The sequence below is a fragment of the Pseudoroseomonas ludipueritiae genome (assembly GCF_014490445.1).
Taxonomy (GTDB): domain Bacteria; phylum Pseudomonadota; class Alphaproteobacteria; order Acetobacterales; family Acetobacteraceae; genus Pseudoroseomonas; species Pseudoroseomonas ludipueritiae.
Genome location: NZ_JACTUZ010000043.1, coordinates 1 through 14,415, shown reverse-complemented (window position 1 = coordinate 14,415; position 14,415 = coordinate 1). Strand labels below are relative to the sequence as shown.

12 protein-coding genes are annotated in these 14,415 nt (G+C 68.5%); 6 read left to right on the top strand and 6 right to left on the bottom strand.

Going from position 1 to position 14,415, the window contains the following annotated elements; genetic code table 11:
* The first annotated feature begins 91 nt into the window (after window positions 1–91).
* Both IBL25_RS11705 and IBL25_RS11700 read left to right on the top strand, forming a co-directional pair.
* The gene (locus IBL25_RS11705) at window positions 92–2,188 is read left to right on the top strand and encodes an alpha-ketoacid dehydrogenase subunit alpha/beta (RefSeq protein WP_187778725.1); all 2,097 of its coding nucleotides are present in this window, start codon (window positions 92–94) and stop codon (window positions 2,186–2,188) included.
* Between the two features lie 11 nt (window positions 2,189–2,199).
* The gene (locus IBL25_RS11700) at window positions 2,200–3,393 is read left to right on the top strand and encodes a dihydrolipoamide acetyltransferase family protein (protein WP_187778724.1); all 1,194 of its coding nucleotides are present in this window, start codon (window positions 2,200–2,202) and stop codon (window positions 3,391–3,393) included.
* Between the two features lie 18 nt (window positions 3,394–3,411).
* Here IBL25_RS11700 and IBL25_RS11695 read toward each other — a convergent pair whose 3' ends face one another.
* The 5 genes from IBL25_RS11695 to IBL25_RS11675 form a co-directional block, all read right to left on the bottom strand.
* On the bottom strand, window positions 3,412–4,380 hold the full coding sequence (locus IBL25_RS11695) for a Bug family tripartite tricarboxylate transporter substrate binding protein (RefSeq protein WP_187778723.1): 969 nt from the start codon (window positions 4,378–4,380) through the stop codon (window positions 3,412–3,414).
* A gap of 160 nt (window positions 4,381–4,540) precedes the next feature.
* Window positions 4,541–5,266: an ABC transporter ATP-binding protein gene (locus IBL25_RS11690; protein ID WP_187778722.1), complete on the bottom strand. Its 726-nt coding sequence runs from the start codon at window positions 5,264–5,266 to the stop codon at window positions 4,541–4,543.
* Window positions 5,263–7,053: a branched-chain amino acid ABC transporter ATP-binding protein/permease gene (locus IBL25_RS11685; RefSeq protein ID WP_187778721.1), complete on the bottom strand. Its 1,791-nt coding sequence runs from the start codon at window positions 7,051–7,053 to the stop codon at window positions 5,263–5,265. Before IBL25_RS11685 ends, IBL25_RS11690 begins: the two co-directional genes overlap by 4 nt.
* Window position 7,054: 1 nt before the next feature.
* A complete protein-coding gene (locus IBL25_RS11680; protein ID WP_187778720.1) occupies window positions 7,055–8,095 on the bottom strand; it encodes a branched-chain amino acid ABC transporter permease in 1,041 nt (346 codons plus the stop codon).
* Window positions 8,096–8,125: 30 nt separating this feature from the next.
* Entirely contained in the window at window positions 8,126–9,277 is a 1,152-nt protein-coding gene (locus tag IBL25_RS11675; protein ID WP_187778719.1) for an ABC transporter substrate-binding protein, read from the bottom strand.
* Between the two features lie 239 nt (window positions 9,278–9,516).
* On the opposite strand from IBL25_RS11675, the gene IBL25_RS11670 reads away from it, so the two are divergent.
* Window positions 9,517–10,173 carry a TetR/AcrR family transcriptional regulator gene (locus IBL25_RS11670; protein ID WP_187778718.1) on the top strand — a complete coding sequence of 219 codons (657 nt, stop codon included), beginning with the start codon at window positions 9,517–9,519 and terminating at the stop codon, window positions 10,171–10,173.
* On the opposite strand, the gene IBL25_RS11665 is transcribed toward IBL25_RS11670, so the two are convergent.
* The gene (locus tag IBL25_RS11665; RefSeq protein WP_187778717.1) at window positions 10,160–11,767 is read right to left on the bottom strand and encodes an ABC transporter substrate-binding protein; all 1,608 of its coding nucleotides are present in this window, start codon (window positions 11,765–11,767) and stop codon (window positions 10,160–10,162) included. The two genes, IBL25_RS11670 and IBL25_RS11665, sit on opposite strands and share 14 nt — an antisense overlap.
* A 218-nt stretch (window positions 11,768–11,985) precedes the next feature.
* Between IBL25_RS11665 and IBL25_RS11660 the strand changes: the two genes are divergently transcribed.
* The 3 genes from IBL25_RS11660 (at window position 11,986) to mtgA (ending at window position 14,329) form a co-directional block, all read left to right on the top strand.
* Window positions 11,986–12,942: a YihY/virulence factor BrkB family protein gene (locus IBL25_RS11660; RefSeq protein ID WP_187778716.1), complete on the top strand. Its 957-nt coding sequence runs from the start codon at window positions 11,986–11,988 to the stop codon at window positions 12,940–12,942.
* A gap of 62 nt (window positions 12,943–13,004) precedes the next feature.
* Complete coding sequence (locus IBL25_RS11655; RefSeq protein WP_187778715.1) at window positions 13,005–13,640, top strand: thermonuclease family protein; 636 nt, start codon at window positions 13,005–13,007, stop codon at window positions 13,638–13,640.
* A complete protein-coding gene (gene mtgA, locus IBL25_RS11650) occupies window positions 13,640–14,329 on the top strand; it encodes a monofunctional biosynthetic peptidoglycan transglycosylase (RefSeq protein WP_187778714.1) in 690 nt (229 codons plus the stop codon). The genes IBL25_RS11655 and mtgA overlap by 1 nt, the downstream gene beginning before the upstream one ends.
* Window positions 14,330–14,415: the final 86 nt, after the last annotated feature.

The window sequence follows — 14,415 nt, the reverse complement described above, 5'->3', positions numbered from 1 at the left end:
AAAAACAGAAACGGTTTTGCCCCTGCGCCAGGCCTAGGCTGATGCCAACGCACTGCCGGCTGAAGCCGCCTCGATAACAGGGAAACGGACCATGGGATCGCTTGCCCTTTCCAAGCCATCGTCGCCCGCGCGCAGCAATGTGCCGGACCCTGCCGTGGACTGGCGCCGGGTTGCCTACCTGCTGCATGTCTCCCGCGCCCTGGATGCGCTGGAGGAAAAGACCCTCGTCCCCGAGAAGAAGGTTCTCTACCAGTTCTCGGCCCGTGGGCATGACATGGCGCAGATCCTGCTGGGCCTTGGCCTGACGGAGCGGCATGACGCCGCCTGCGGCTATTACCGCTCCCGCCCCATGCTGCTGGCACTGGGGGTGGAGATCGAGGAAGCGCTGGGTTCCTCCATGGCCCGTGCCGGCGGCTATTCGGACGGGCGGGATATCGGCGTCGTCTTCAACTATCCCAATCCACAGGGCGCCTCGGCACTGCCGATGTGCGGCGGCGTCGGCGCGCAATACACGCCCACCGTCGGCTGGGCACAGGCGATGGAATACCACCGCACCGTGCTGAAGGACCCGGCCTATGCCCGCGCCATCGGCGTGGTGCTGGGCGGCGATGCCTCGGTGGCCACCAACGGCTTCTGGGCGGCGCTGACGGCGGCGACGACGCAGAAGCTGCCGGTCCTCTTCTATATCGAGGACAATGGCTACGGCATTTCCGTGCCCTCCAGCTTCCAGACGCCGGGCGCCAATATCGCGGCCAACCTGGCTTCCTTTGGCGGGCTGCATGTCCTTTCTGGCGATGGCACCGACCCCGCCACGGCGGCCGCCCTGGTGCGGGAAGCGCAGGAGCATGTGCGCGACCGCCAAGGCCCCTGCCTGCTGCGTCTGACCGTGCCGCGCCTGCAAGGCCATTCCTTCCAGGACACCCAGACCTACAAGTCCCCCGCCACGGTGGAAGCGGAATGGGCGCGCGACCCGCTGCCCAAGCTGCGTGACTTCCTGGTGCCCGCCGTGATGGGCGAGGCCGAATGGGATGCGGTGGCCGCCGAGGCCCAGGTCGCCGTCGAGACCGCCCGCGCCGCTGCCGAGCAGCGCCCGGTGGCCGAGCCCGAGAGCGTGCTGCGCCATGTCTTCTCGGAAGCGGAGCCGCAGGTGATGGGCGGCCTCCGCGCCGCCGGCATCACGCCGCCCCCCGGCAGCGACGTGCCGAAGCCGGAAGGCGCGCGCATCAACATGGTCACCGCCATCCGCCGCACGCTGGAACATGAGCTGGCGGTCAATCCGCGCGTGCTGCTGTTTGGCGAGGATATCGGCCCCAAGGGCGGCGTGCATGCCGTGACCCTGGGCCTGCAGGAGAAGTTCGGCGCCAGCCGCGTCTTCGACACCAGCCTGTCGGAGGAAGGCATTGTTGGCCGCGCCGTCGGCATGGCCATGGCCGGGCTGATGCCGGTGCCGGAAATCCAGTTCCGCAAATACGCGGACCCGGCGGTGGAGCAGATCAACGACTGCGGCACCATGCGCTGGCGCACCAACAACCGCTTCGCCGCGCCCATGGTGCTGCGGATGCCGGTGGGCTTCTTCAAGTGCGGCGACCCCTGGCACAGCCAGACCAACGAGGTGCAGTTCGTCCATTCGCCGGGCTGGAAGGTCGCCGTGCCCTCCAATGCCGAGGATGCGGTGGGCCTGCTGCGCGGTGCCCTGCGCGGCGACGACCCGGTGATGTTCCTGGAACACCGCGCCATGCTGGATGCCGCCTGGGCGCGCCGGCCTTACCCGGGCGACGACTATGTGCTGCCCTTCGGCAAGGCGCGCATCACCATGCCAGGCACTAAGCTGACGATCGTCACCTGGGGCGCCATGGTGGAGCGTTGCGAGGAAGCGGCGCGCGCCAGCGGCCATTCCGTCGAGGTGATCGACCTCCGCACCCTGATGCCCTGGGACAAGGATGCGGTGCTGGAATCGGTGACGCGCACCCATCGCTGCCTGATCGTGCATGAGGACCTGCGCACCGCCGGCTTCGGCGCCGAGATCGCCGCCGTGGTGGCGGATGAGGCCTTCATGGAACTGGATGCCCCCGTGGCACGCCTGACCATGCCGGATATCCCCAGCCCGCATAACCCGGTGCTGCTGAACCATGTGGTGCCATCGGTGCAGCGCATCCGCGACAAGATCGACGCGCTGGTGAGCTTCTGATCATGGAGACGATGACGCTCACGGAAATCCTGTCGCCCATCGCGCAGGAAGGCACCACCGCCGCTATCCGAACCTGGTTCAAGCAGGTGGGCGAGATGGTGCGGGAAGGCGAGCCGCTGGTGGAACTGGAGACCGACAAGGTCGCCATGGAAGTGGCCGCCCCCGCCACCGGCCGCCTCGCCGCCATCCTGATCGCCCAGGGCGATGTGGAGCCCGGCGCGCTGCTCGGTCATATCGAGCCGGGGGAGGGCACCACCGCCGCCGCGCCCGCTGAGCGCCCCCGCCCCCCGGAAGTGCATGCGGAACCGGAGCTGCGTCTCTCGCCCGCCGTGCGCAAGCTGGTCAGCGAAAGCGGCATCGACCCCGCCAGCGTGCCCGGCACCGGCAAGGGCGGCCGCATCACGCGGGACGATGTGGTGCAGGCGTTGGAGCAGCGGGCGCAACCCACCGCCCCACCGCCTTTAGCGCCGAAGCCTTCGCCGATGGCGCAGGCACCTTCCGGCTCGCGGTCCAGCATCATCCCCCACAGCCCCATGCGCCGGCGCATCGCGGAGCATATGGCGCATTCGGTGGCGGTGGCGCCGCATGTGACGGCGGTCTTCGAGGCCGACCTTTCCGCCATCATCGCCCACCGCGCCGCGAAGAAGGCTGAATTCGCCGCCCAGGGCGTGAACCTGACCTTCACCGCCTACTTCGTCAGTGCCTGCGTGGAAGCCATGAAGGTGGCGCCTACGGTGAACAGCCGCTGGCACGAGGAGCACCTGGAGGTCTTCTCCTCGGTGAACATCGGCATCGGCACCGCGCTGGGCGACCAGGGGCTGATCGTGCCGGTGATCCATGAGGCGCAGTCGCTCTCGCTGCTCGGCATCGCGCAGCGGCTTCAGGAAGTGACGCAGCGCGCCCGCGCCAGCAAGCTGGCACCGGAAGACGTGCGCGGCGGCACCTTCACCATCTCCAACCACGGGGTCTCGGGCTCGCTGGTGGCGACGCCGATCATCATCAACCAGCCGCAATCCGCCATCCTGGGCATCGGCAAGCTGGAGAAGCGCGTGGTGGTGCGGGAGGTCGGCGGCAGCGATGCCATGCTGATCCGGCCGATGTGCTACGTCTCGCTGACCATCGACCACCGCGTCATCGACGGCGCGCAGACCAATGCCTGGCTGACACGCTTCGTCGAGGTGCTGGAGAACTGGCCGGCGCCCTGAGGCGCCGGCACAAGCCGCCTACTGCTTCTGGATGCCGGCCTGGGTGACGACCTGCTGCCACTTCGCCACCTCGGCCCGCACGAAATTCTGCGCCTCCTCCGGCGTGCTGCCGACGGGGGTGGCGCCCAGCGCGGCCATCCGCTCCTTCACCGATTCCTCCTTCAACTGCGCTGCGGCATCGGTGGCGATCTTCTGCGCCACCGGCCCTGGCAGCCCGGCGGGGCCGATGATGGCGCCCCAGGTGGAAGCCTCGAAGCCGGGGAAGCCGCTTTCCGCCACGGTTGGCAGGTCCGGCAGCACCGGCACACGCTGGGCGGCGGTGGTGGCGAGCGCTTTCAGCTTGCCCGCCTGCACATGGCCCAACACCGCCGGCAGCGTGTCGAACATCACATCCACCCGGCGGCCGATCAGGTCCGGATGCGCGGCGGTGGAGCCACGATAAGGCACATTGGTCATGGCCGCGCCGACCTGATGCGCGAACATCTCCGCCGCCAGATGCACCGCGCCGCCGGTATTGGCGAAGGTGATCTCGCCCGGCTTTGCCTTCACCATCTTGGCCAGGTCCTGCACCGAATTGGCGGCGAAGTCCGGCGCCGCCACCAGCACCAGCGGCACGGAATAGATGATGCTGAGGACGGAGAAGTCCTTCAGCGTGTCGAAGGGCGTGGTGTAGAGCGCCGCATTCACCGCGTGGTTCACGGAAACGAAGCCCAGCGTGGTGCCATCCGCCGGCGCCTTGGCCACGGCATCGCTGCCGACGATGCCATTGGCGCCCGTGCGGTTCTCCACCACCACCGACTGCTTCCACAGCGGCGTCAGCTTCTCCGCGATCAGGCGCGCCGCGATATCGGAGGCCCCGCCGGGGCTATAGGGCACGATGATGCGCACGGTCTGGCTGGGGAAGGGCGCCTGGGCCTGTGCCGGCAGGGCGCGCGCCGCCATCAGGGCAAGGGGGGAGAGAAGGGCCGTGCGGCGGGTCGTGCTCATCGGCTTGAACCTTTTTTGGCTTGGACATCCTGCGGCCACCAGAGGTCGCCGCCCGCACAGTCTCCCCGCAGCTCCCCAAAAACTGCAATAGCACTTCGCGCCGCTTGTCTGACAACTGCGCGAGAGAGCGGCGCCGCGATCCTCCCGCCGCCTTCCTGGCTCAGACAGAGACGGCGGAGCGAACGCCCAGATAGGATTCGATGATGCGCCGGTCGGCCTGGAGCATGCCCGGCTCGCCCTCCATCATCACGCGGCCATTCTCCAGCACATAGCCGTAGTCCGCGATGCGCAGCGCCGCGCGGGCATTCTGCTCCACCAGCAGGATGGAGGTGCCGGCATCGCGCAGATTGGCGGCGGTCTGCAAAATCTCCCGCACGATCAGCGGCGCGAGGCCGAGGCTGGGTTCATCCAGCATCAGCAGGCGCGGCTCGCCCATCAGGGCGCGGGCCATGGCCAGCATCTGCCGCTCCCCGCCCGAAAGCGTGCCGGCCAGTTGCTTCCGCCGCTCCTTCAGGCGCGGAAACAGGGCGAACATCTCGTTCAGCAGCGGCTCCGCGCTGCCCTTGTGGCGCAGGCGGAAGCGGCCGAGGCGGAGATTGTCCTCCACCGTCATGGAGGAAAACAGCTCGCGCTTTTCCGGCACCAGGGAAAGGCCGTCATTCACGCGCGCTTCCACGCTTTCCCCGCGCAGGTCGCGCCCGGCGAAAGTGACGGTGCCGCTGGCCGGCACCACGCCCATGATGGCATTCAGCAGCGAGGACTTCCCCGCGCCATTCGGCCCCAGGATGGTGACGATGCTGCCCTTGGGCACCTCGATGGAAACATCGGACACCGCCAGGATGGCATCATAGGTGACGGTGGCGTTGCGGACGCTGAGGATCGTCATGCCGCGCTTCCCAGATAAGCTTCGATGACCGCGGGATTGTCCTGGATTTCCTTGGGGCGGCCCTGCGCCAGTTCCGCGCCGAAATTCATCACCACCAGCCGGTCGGTCAGGTTCATCACGAAATCCATGTCGTGCTCGACCAGCAGGATAGTCATGCCCTCCGCCCGCAGCTTGTCCAGCAGTTTTGCCAATGCGGCCTTTTCCAGGTGGCGCAAACCGGCGGCGGGCTCGTCCAGCAGCAGCAGCACGGGGTCGAGGCACAGCGCGCGGGCGATTTCCACCAGCCGCTGCTGGCCCAGCGACAGCTCATCCGCCACCAGATGCGCGCAATGCGCCAGCCCGACGCGGTGCAACTGCTGCCAGGCGAGGGCGAAGATCCTGGCTTCCTCCGCCCGGTCCAGCTTCAGCGCGGCGCGCAGGGGGCCGGAGGCGGCGCGCAGATGCGCGCCCAGCGCGACATTGTCCAGCACCGTCATGCCATGCACCAGCTTCACATGCTGGAAGGTGCGGGCGACGCCGCGCGTGGCGATATGGCGCGCGGCGCGGCCGCATATTTCCTCGCCCAGGAAAGCCACGCTGCCCTTGGTGGCGGAAAGCACGCCAGTCAGCAGGTTGAAGGTGGTGCTCTTGCCGGCGCCATTGGGCCCGATCAGCCCGACCACCTCGCCGGCCGAGAGATGGAAGCCGACATCATTCACCGCCACCAGCCCGCCGAACTGCTTGCGCAGCGCGGTGGCGCGCAGGATCTCGGCGCCGCGCTCCGGCTGCGGGCGCGGCGGCAGCACCTGGGCCTCGCTGGGCTCGGGCACCGGCGGCTTCCCGGCCTGGGGCAGCAGGCGGTTGGCCAGCTTGGCCAGATGCGGCCAGATGCCGCGCGGCGAGAATTGCAGCAGCAGGATCAGCAGCGCGCCGAAGACGATGATCTCGAAATTGCCCTGAGCATTCAGCAGCGAGGGCAGCAGCGTCTGCAACTGGTCGCGCAGCAGCGTGACAATGGCGGCGCCCAGGAAGGCACCGCCGATGTTGTGCACCCCGCCAGCCACGGCCATGAGCAGGTAGTCGATGCTCATGTTGATGCCGAAGGGGGAGGGGTTCACCGCGCGTTGCAGATGCGCGTAGAGCCAGCCGGAAAGCCCCGCCAGCACGCCGGCATAGACAAAGGCCAGGATGCGCGCCTGGAAGGTGTTCACGCCAAAGGATTCCGCAGCCAGCGCGCCGCCGCGCAGCGCCCGCATGGCGCGGCCGGGGCGGGAGTTCAGCAGGTTGCGCGTCAGCAGGATGGCCAGCACCACGCAGGCCAGCACCAGGAAATAGAAGTTGCGCGTATCGCCGAAGTCGATGCCCGCCAGCGTGATGGGCGGGATGCCGCTGATGCCGTCGTTGCGGTGGAAGAAGTCCAGGTTGCCGACGAGGTAGAAGAAGGAGACGTTCCAGGCGATGGTCGCGATGGCGAGGTAATGCCCCTTCAGCCGCAGCGTCACCGCGCCGATGGCCCAGGCCAGCCCGCCGGAGACCAGCAGCGCCACCGGCAGCGTCAGCCAGGGGGAAAGCCCGTAGCGGGTGGTCAGGATGGCGGTGGTATAGGCGCCGAAGCCGACGAACATGGCCTGCCCGAAGGAGGTCAGCCCCGCCACGCCCACCAGCACCACCAGGCCCAGGGCCACAAGGCCGGAAAGGCCGATATAGCTCAGCAGCGTCACCCAGAAGGGCGGGAAGGCCGGCAGCAGCGGCGCCAGGATGGCGATGGCCAGCGCCGCGCCCGCGGCCATGCGGTGCAGGGGGGCCATCTTATTCCTCCTCGTCCAGCGCCACGGGCGTGCGGAAGGAGCGCCAGAGCAGCACGGGAATGATGATCATGAAGACCAGCACTTCCTTGAAGGCGCTGGCATGGAAGGAGGCGAAGCTTTCCACCAGCCCGATCAGGATCGCGCTGGCGGCGGCCAGCGGATAGCTGACAAGCCCCCCGATGACGGCGGCGACGAAGCCCTTCAGCGCGATCAGGAAGCCGGTGTCGTAGTAGATGGTGGTGATGGCCGAGATCAGGATGCCGGCCAGCGCGCCGATCACCGCCGCCAGGGTGAAGGCCACATGGCCGCAGAGCGCCGGGGAGATGGCGACCAGCCGCGCGCCCAGCCGGTTGACGGCGGTGGCGCGCAGCGACTTGCCCAGCAGCGTATTCTCGAAGAACAGGAAGAGCGCGACGATCAGCGCCAGTGTCACCACCACGATCGCCACCGACTGCCCGGTGATGAAGAGCGGCCCGATTTCCATCGTGGCATCGGAAAGGCTGGAGGTACGCGAGCCCTCGGCACCGAAGAAGACCAGCCCCAGCCCCTGCAAGGCCAGGTGCAGCGCGACAGAGACGATCAGCAGCACCAGCACCGTGGCATCGGCCATGGGGCGGTAGACGATGTCATAGAGATAGGGCCCCATCGGCGTCACGATGGCCAGCGCCAGGATGATCTTGGCCAGCAGCGGCGCGTCCCAGGCCAGGCTGGCCCAGGCCAGCACGGCAACAATCACCGGCAGCAGCAGCGAGGTGCCGAGCTGCAGTGCGATGGACTTCGCCGTGGCATGGCGGCGGGAGGCCCAGAGCCGGCAGGCCGCCGAGGCCGCGCCGAGGATCAGCAGCAACCAGACCGTGCCCGGCAGCGTGCCGGCCTCCAGCGCCGCCAGCGTCAGCGCCCCGAAGGAGACGAATTCGCCGATCGGCACCAGGATGACGCGGGTGACGGTGAAGACGATCACCAGCGCCAGGGCCAGCAACCCATAGATGGCGCCGTTGACGACGCCATCCTGCACGAGCACGAGAAGAATCGAGAGATCCACGGCCAATCCCCGGCGATGGTCGGTGGGTCGTTACTGCGGCAGGGCCTGCCACTTGCCGTCCTTGATGACGGCCATGACGCGCGCGTTCTGGTCCTGGCCGACGTGGTCGGTGGTGGACATGGTGGCGGTGCCATTGACGTAGACGACGCCCTTCAGCCCCTCCAGCGCATCGCGCAGCGCGGTGCGGAATTCCGGCGTGCCGGGCTGCGCCGTCTTCAGCGCCACGGGGATGGCGTTCTGCAGCAGGATGCCGGCGTCATAGGCGTAGGAGCCGAAGGCGGAGACGCTGCCGGCGCCATGCGCGGCCTCATAGGCATCGCGGTACTGGCGGGCGATGGCGCGGGAGGGATGCGTCTCCGGCAACTGGTCCGCCACCACCACGGGGCCGACGGGCAGGATGGTGCCTTCCACATCCTTGCCGCCGACGCGGAGGAAATCGGAATTCGCCACGCCATGCGTCTGGTACATCGCGCCGCGGAAGCCGCGCTCGCGCAGCGTCTTGGCCGGCAGCGCGGCCGGCGTGCCGGCGGAGATGATGAAGACCGCGTCCGGGCGGCCCGAGGTGACCTTCAGCACCTGGCCGGTGACGCTGGTATCGGTGCGGGCATAGCGCTCATCGGCCACCACGGCGATGTTCCGCTGCTCCAGCAACGGCTTGAAGATGCCCAGCCAACCGTCGCCATAGGAATCGCTGACGCTGACCAGCGCCAGCCGCTTCACGCCCGCCTTGGCCATGTGGTCGGCGACGGCGGTGGCCATCAGCGCGTCGTTCTGGGCAGTCTTGAAGACCCAGCGGCGCTTGTCATCGACCGGCGTCACGATGGCCGCCGATCCGGCCAGGGAGATGGTCGGCACCTTCTGCTCCGCCGCCACTTCCACCATGGCGATGGAGGCGGGGGTGACGGTGGAGCCGATCACGGCATCGACGCGGTTGTCGGTGATCAGCTTGCGCATGTTGGTGACGGCGCGGGTGGTGTCGGAACCATCGTCCAGCACGATCCATTCCACGGGCTGGCCGCCGAATTCCTTGGGCAGCAGGCGGATGGAACGGCCTTCTGGAATGCCGAGGGAAGCGCCGGGCCCGGTTTCGGACAGCACCACGCCGACCCGCACGGGTTCGGCGGCGTTCACCGCGGTGGTCAGGCCGAGCGCCAGCATCAGGCCGGCGGCGAGGTTCCGCATCGACTTCTCCCTTCTTGGACGCCGGGAACTTCAGATGTTCCCTGTAGAGGCTGCTTGGCCCCAGCCTGACACTATCCCTCGGGATGATGTCGCGGCCAGGACGGACGTGCCGGAAGAATTGACCAGCCGGTCGGTCAAATCAAGCGCTTTCCGGGTGCCGGGTGGGGTTGCTTTCGCCAACCGATCGGTCGCTTAATCCGCCCTCAGGGAAACGTCACTTGGCGCCGGAAGAGGTGGGCATGGCTCGGACGCGGGCGGAAGATTACGACGAGAAGCGGCGCCAGATCCTGAAGACCTCCGCGCGGCTCTTCGCGCGGCATGGCTTCACCGGCACCTCCATCACCATGGTCGCCAAGGCCTGCGGCGCTTCCAAGGCGCTGCTCTACCATTACTACGAATCCAAGGAGGAGGTGCTCTTCGACATCCTGCACCTGCACCTGGAAACGCTGGTGGAGACGGTGGAACGCGCCTTCGCCTCCACCGACGAGCCGCGCGAGCGGCTGCATGCCCTTTCCGCCGCGCTGCTCGAGACCTACCGGGACGCGGATGCGGAGCACCAGATCCAGATCGCGAACCTCCAGCTTCTGCCGCAGGACAGGCAGGATGTGCTGCGGGCGCTGGAGCGCCGCATCGTCGCCGTCTTCGCCGAGGCCATCGCGGCGGCGGTGCCTTCCGCCGGGCAAAGCCGGACGCTGCTGAAGCCGCTGACCATGTCGCTCTTCGGCATGCTGAACTGGAGCTACCTGTGGTTCCGCGACGGCCGTGGCATGGCGCGGGAAGCCTATGCCCGGTTGGCGACCGAGCTGATCCTCTCGGGCGCCGAGCGTGCCATGGCCGGGCTGGAACCGGAGGCGGCGGCGCCGGCACGCCGCCCCCAGCGCCTCACCCGCGCCTGACGCCCCAGAAGACGAAGGTGCCCTGCACCACGTCCCGGATGTCGCTGCGCCAGGCGCTGTCCTGGAAATACTGGCCGGTAGGCAGGTAGACCACATCCTCCAGCGCCGCGCGCTGCAACTGGCCGGCGATCTTCTGCTGCGCCGGCAGGTCCGGCGCCTCCAGCCAGGCGGCGCGCAGGTCCTCGACACGCTGGCTGCTGGGCCAGCCGAACCAGGCCTTGTCGCCATTGGCGCGCAGCGTCTGCTGCACCATCGGGTTCAGCATGTCCACGCCGTTCCAGGTGGTGTGGAACATGTTCCAGCCGCCCTTGGCGGGCGGTTCCTTGCTGGCGCGCCGCTGCACCACTGTGCCCCAGTCCGCCACCACGAAATCCACCTCCATGCCCAGCTTGGTCAGCAGGTCGCGCCCGACCTCGCCCAGGGCCGCCAGCAGCGGGTTGTCGCTGGCCGACATCAGCACGACCTTCTCGCCCTTGTAGCCGGCTTCCTTCAGCGCCTTGCGGGCCGCCTCCAGGTCGCGCGGCTCCCGCACCAGTTCCAGCCCCTCGGTGCTGGCCATGGCCGTGTCGGGCGTGAAGAGGCCGACATCGATGCCCATCATCTTCGGGTCGGTGCCCGCCGCCGCCGTCATGAAATCGGCCTGGGAGGACGCCATCAGCACCGCGCGGCGGATGGCCGGATTGTTGAAGGGCGGATGCAGGTGGTTGAAGACGCCGGTGCCCATGCCGCCGGTGGTCACCACCCGCCCCACCGCCACGCCGCGGGCGCGCCGCAGCACCGGCAGCAGGTCGTTGGGCGGGTTCTCCCACCAGTCCACCTCGCCATTGCTCAGGGCGGAGGCAGCGGTGCCGGGGTCCGGCATCACGGCGTATTCGACGCGGTCGAAATGCACCACCTTGGGGCCGGCGGCATGCTCCGGCCGGCCCTGGCGCGGCACGTAATCCGGGTTGCGCTCATAGACCACGCGGGCGCCCACCACCCGCTCATCCGCCTTCCAGCGATAGGGGCCGGAGCCGACCAGTTCCGTGATGGGCTTGAAGGGGTCCCCATTGGCCAGGCGCTCCGGCATGATCACCAGCGCCGGCGGGCCGAGCTTTGCGAGTGTCTCCAGCATCAGCCCATAAGGCTTGGTCAGGCGGATGGTGAAGACGCGGTCCTCGGGCGCCGCCATCTCGGCCGTGCGGGCAACCAGCGCCTGGCCCAGCGTATCCCGCGCCGCCCAGCGCTTGATGGAAGCGATGCAGTCGCGGCCGCGCACCGGCTCACCATCGTGGAACTTCAGCCCTTCCCGCAGCCGGAAGGTCCAGCGCAAGCCGTTGTCCTCGACAGTATGGCTTTCCACCATCTGCGGCTGCGGCACCAGCCTGTCGTCCAGGCCGTAAAGCTGGTCCCAGACCATCAGCGCGTGGTGGCGGGTGATATAGGCCGTGGTCATCACCGGGTCGGTGACCGTGACATCGGCCTGTGGCACGAATCTCAGCACCCGGCTGGTGCTGGCCGCGATGGCGGGGCGCGCCAGCCGCGGCGCGGTGAGGGGAATGGCGGGAAGGCTGGCGGCCAGGGCGGCGCCCTTGAGCAGGTCACGTCGCAGCATAAAATCGTCTCCCGGCGAAGGATGAGCGAGACCAGCTGAGTGACAGGCGCTTCCGCGCTTCTGGATTCGGAGCAGACCAGGGAATTCCCTGTCGTTGCAAGACCGATTCACAAGTCCAGGCTGTGGCGGCGCGGTCACAGTGCCATGCTTCTGCCGCATTCGCGCAACCAGCTCCGCCACGCTTCCGTTTTTGCCCCCGGCAGCGAAAGGCCAAACAGATGTTGAAGCGTCAGGCGCGCAAGAGCTGGTGGCTGATCCGGCAGACAGTTCTTGGCTTCATCGAGGATGAGGCGCTGAGCCGGGGGGCGGCCATTGCCTTCTATACCGTCACCTCCCTGGCGCCGGTGCTGATCATCGCCATCGCCATCGCCGGACTGGCCTTTGGGGAAGAAGCGGCGCGGGGCGCGCTGGAATCGCAACTGGGGGGGCTGATGGGGCAGGCCGGGGCGGAGGTGGTGCAGGGCATCATCCGCAGCGCCTCCAACCCCACCAGCGGCAAGCTGGCCAGCCTGATCGGCATCGTCACCCTGATCATCACCGCCTCCGGCGTCTTCGGTGAAATCCAGGCCAGCCTGAACAAGATCTGGAAGGCGGAGGTCACGGACGTCACCATCTCCTCCCTGCTGCGGGCCAGGGCGCTGTCGCTGGGGCTGGTGGCCACCATGGGCTTCCTGCTGCTGGTATCGCTGGTGATCAGCGCGCTGCTTTCCGGGCTGCGGGAGATACTGGACATCTACCTCCCCGGCATCGCCATGGTCATCCGCATCGCGAATCTCCTGATCTCGCTGGGCCTGATCACGGTGCTCTTCGCCGCCATCTACAAGATCCTTCCCGACCGCAAGCTGGAATGGAAGGACGTGATCGTGGGCGCCCTGGTCACCGCCCTGCTGTTCAACCTGGGCAAGACGCTGATCGGCCTCTACCTCGGCCGCAGCGCCATCGGCTCCACCTACGGGGCGGCGGGATCGGTGGTCATCGTGCTGCTCTGGATCTATTATTCCGCGCAGATCTTCCTGCTGGGCGCCGAATTCACCAAGGCCTATGCCATGTGGCGCGATGCGGGCGGCTGGAACCTGTCCGAGGACCCGCGCGCGCTCAACTACGCCCGGGCCAGCCGGAAGGCCAAGCCCGACGCGCCGGAACGGCCCCCATTGAACCTGCCGCACCTGATGTGAGGTGCGGCGGCGGCGCAGGCATGGCAGAGAGGCGCCGCTATGATGTTCCTGAAGCACGACCCATGAGCCGCCGTCAGAAGCGCGGCGCCACGCCCTGGATTGTCCTCATCGCTGCGGTGGCCGGCCTGCTTGGCAGCGGCCAGATCACCGAAGCCAAGCTGGAGCGCGTGCTGCGCGCCGTCTGGGGCGTCCTGGGGCAGGAGGAGCAGCCGCAGCGCGGCACCTCCCGCCGCCCGCGCGGCGATACCGAGCCGCTCAGCGGCCTCGCCCGCATCATCGATGGCGATACGCTGGACCTGGGGCCGACCCGCATCCGCCTGCGTGGCATCGACGCGCTGGAAAGCGACCAGCGCTGCACCTCCCGCAGCCAGGGCGGCTTCGACTGCGGCAAGCAGGCACGCGATGCGCTGGTGGCGCTGATCGGCGGCGCCGATATCACCTGCGTGCCCGATGGCAGCGAGACCTATGGCCGCATCGTCGCCACCTGCAGCGTGCCGCGCCGAAGTGGCAGCGGCACCGTGGAATTGAATGCGGCCATGGTGCGCACCGGCTTCGCCTTCGACTGCCCCCGCTTCTCCAAAGGCGCCTATGCCGATGAGGAGAAGGCCGCCAAGGCCGCCCAAAGCGGCGCCTGGTCCGGGCGCTTCGAGTATCCCTGGGAGTTCCGGGGCCGCGACAACGCCTGCGGGCGCGATTGATGCGGCTGCGGCTGCCCGGGCTGGTGCATCGCCGCTGGCTGAAGCGGCTGGGGCTGGCCTTCCTGCTCGGGCCGCCGCTGCTGATCCTGTTCTTCCGCTTCGTGCCGGTGCCGGTGACGCCGCTGATGCTGCTGCGGGCGGCGCAGGGCTATGGCCTCTCCAAGGACTGGGTGGCCTATGAGCGGATCGACCCCGCCCTGGCGCGCAGCGTCATCGCGGCGGAAGACAATCTCTTCTGCCGCCAATGGCTGGGCTTCGACTTCGAGCAGTTGCGCGGCCAGGTGGAGGCGGCGCTGGAAGGGGAGCGCCCGCGCGGCGCCAGCACCATCACCATGCAGGTGGCCAAGAACCTGTTTCTCTGGCCGGGGCGGGACCCGCTGCGGAAGGTGCTGGAAGCCTGGCTGACGCCGCACGTAGCGTTGCTCTGGCCGCGCCGGCGGGTGCTGGAGGTTTATCTCAACATCGTCGAGTTCGGCCCCGGCATCTATGGCGCGGAGGCGGCCTCCCAGGCTTTCTTCAAGCGCCCGGCCGCGCGGCTGACAGCGGCGCAGGCGGCGCGGCTGGCGGTGGTGCTGCCGAACCCCCTGGAATGGTCGGCGGCTTCACCCGGCCCCTACGTGCAGGGCCGGGCGGAACTGATCCGCCGCCGCACGGGGCAGTTGGGCGATCTGCTGGACTGCGCCGGCTGAAGGCGCGGCTCAGCCGCCCCGGCCGGCGTCGAAGCCCAGGAAGCCCACATCCGGGCGCGCGGCGCCACCATCGGCGCGCGGCAGCG

What these genes read in the sequence shown, in the direction of transcription:
- IBL25_RS11705 (WP_187778725.1), top strand. Translation starts at nt 92, where the DNA reads ATGGGATCGCTTGCCCTTTCCAAGCCATCGTCGCCCGCGCGCAGCAAT.
- IBL25_RS11700 (WP_187778724.1), top strand. Translation starts at nt 2,200, where the DNA reads ATGACGCTCACGGAAATCCTGTCGCCCATCGCGCAGGAAGGCACCACC.
- IBL25_RS11695 (WP_187778723.1), bottom strand. Translation starts at nt 4,380, where the DNA reads ATGAGCACGACCCGCCGCACGGCCCTTCTCTCCCCCCTTGCCCTGATG.
- IBL25_RS11690 (WP_187778722.1), bottom strand. Translation starts at nt 5,266, where the DNA reads ATGACGATCCTCAGCGTCCGCAACGCCACCGTCACCTATGATGCCATC.
- IBL25_RS11685 (WP_187778721.1), bottom strand. Translation starts at nt 7,053, where the DNA reads ATGGCCCCCCTGCACCGCATGGCCGCGGGCGCGGCGCTGGCCATCGCC.
- IBL25_RS11675 (WP_187778719.1), bottom strand. Translation starts at nt 9,277, where the DNA reads ATGCGGAACCTCGCCGCCGGCCTGATGCTGGCGCTCGGCCTGACCACC.
- IBL25_RS11670 (WP_187778718.1), top strand. Translation starts at nt 9,517, where the DNA reads ATGGCTCGGACGCGGGCGGAAGATTACGACGAGAAGCGGCGCCAGATC.
- IBL25_RS11665 (WP_187778717.1), bottom strand. Translation starts at nt 11,767, where the DNA reads ATGCTGCGACGTGACCTGCTCAAGGGCGCCGCCCTGGCCGCCAGCCTT.
- IBL25_RS11660 (WP_187778716.1), top strand. Translation starts at nt 11,986, where the DNA reads ATGTTGAAGCGTCAGGCGCGCAAGAGCTGGTGGCTGATCCGGCAGACA.
- IBL25_RS11655 (WP_187778715.1), top strand. Translation starts at nt 13,005, where the DNA reads ATGAGCCGCCGTCAGAAGCGCGGCGCCACGCCCTGGATTGTCCTCATC.
- mtgA (WP_187778714.1), top strand. Translation starts at nt 13,640, where the DNA reads ATGCGGCTGCGGCTGCCCGGGCTGGTGCATCGCCGCTGGCTGAAGCGG.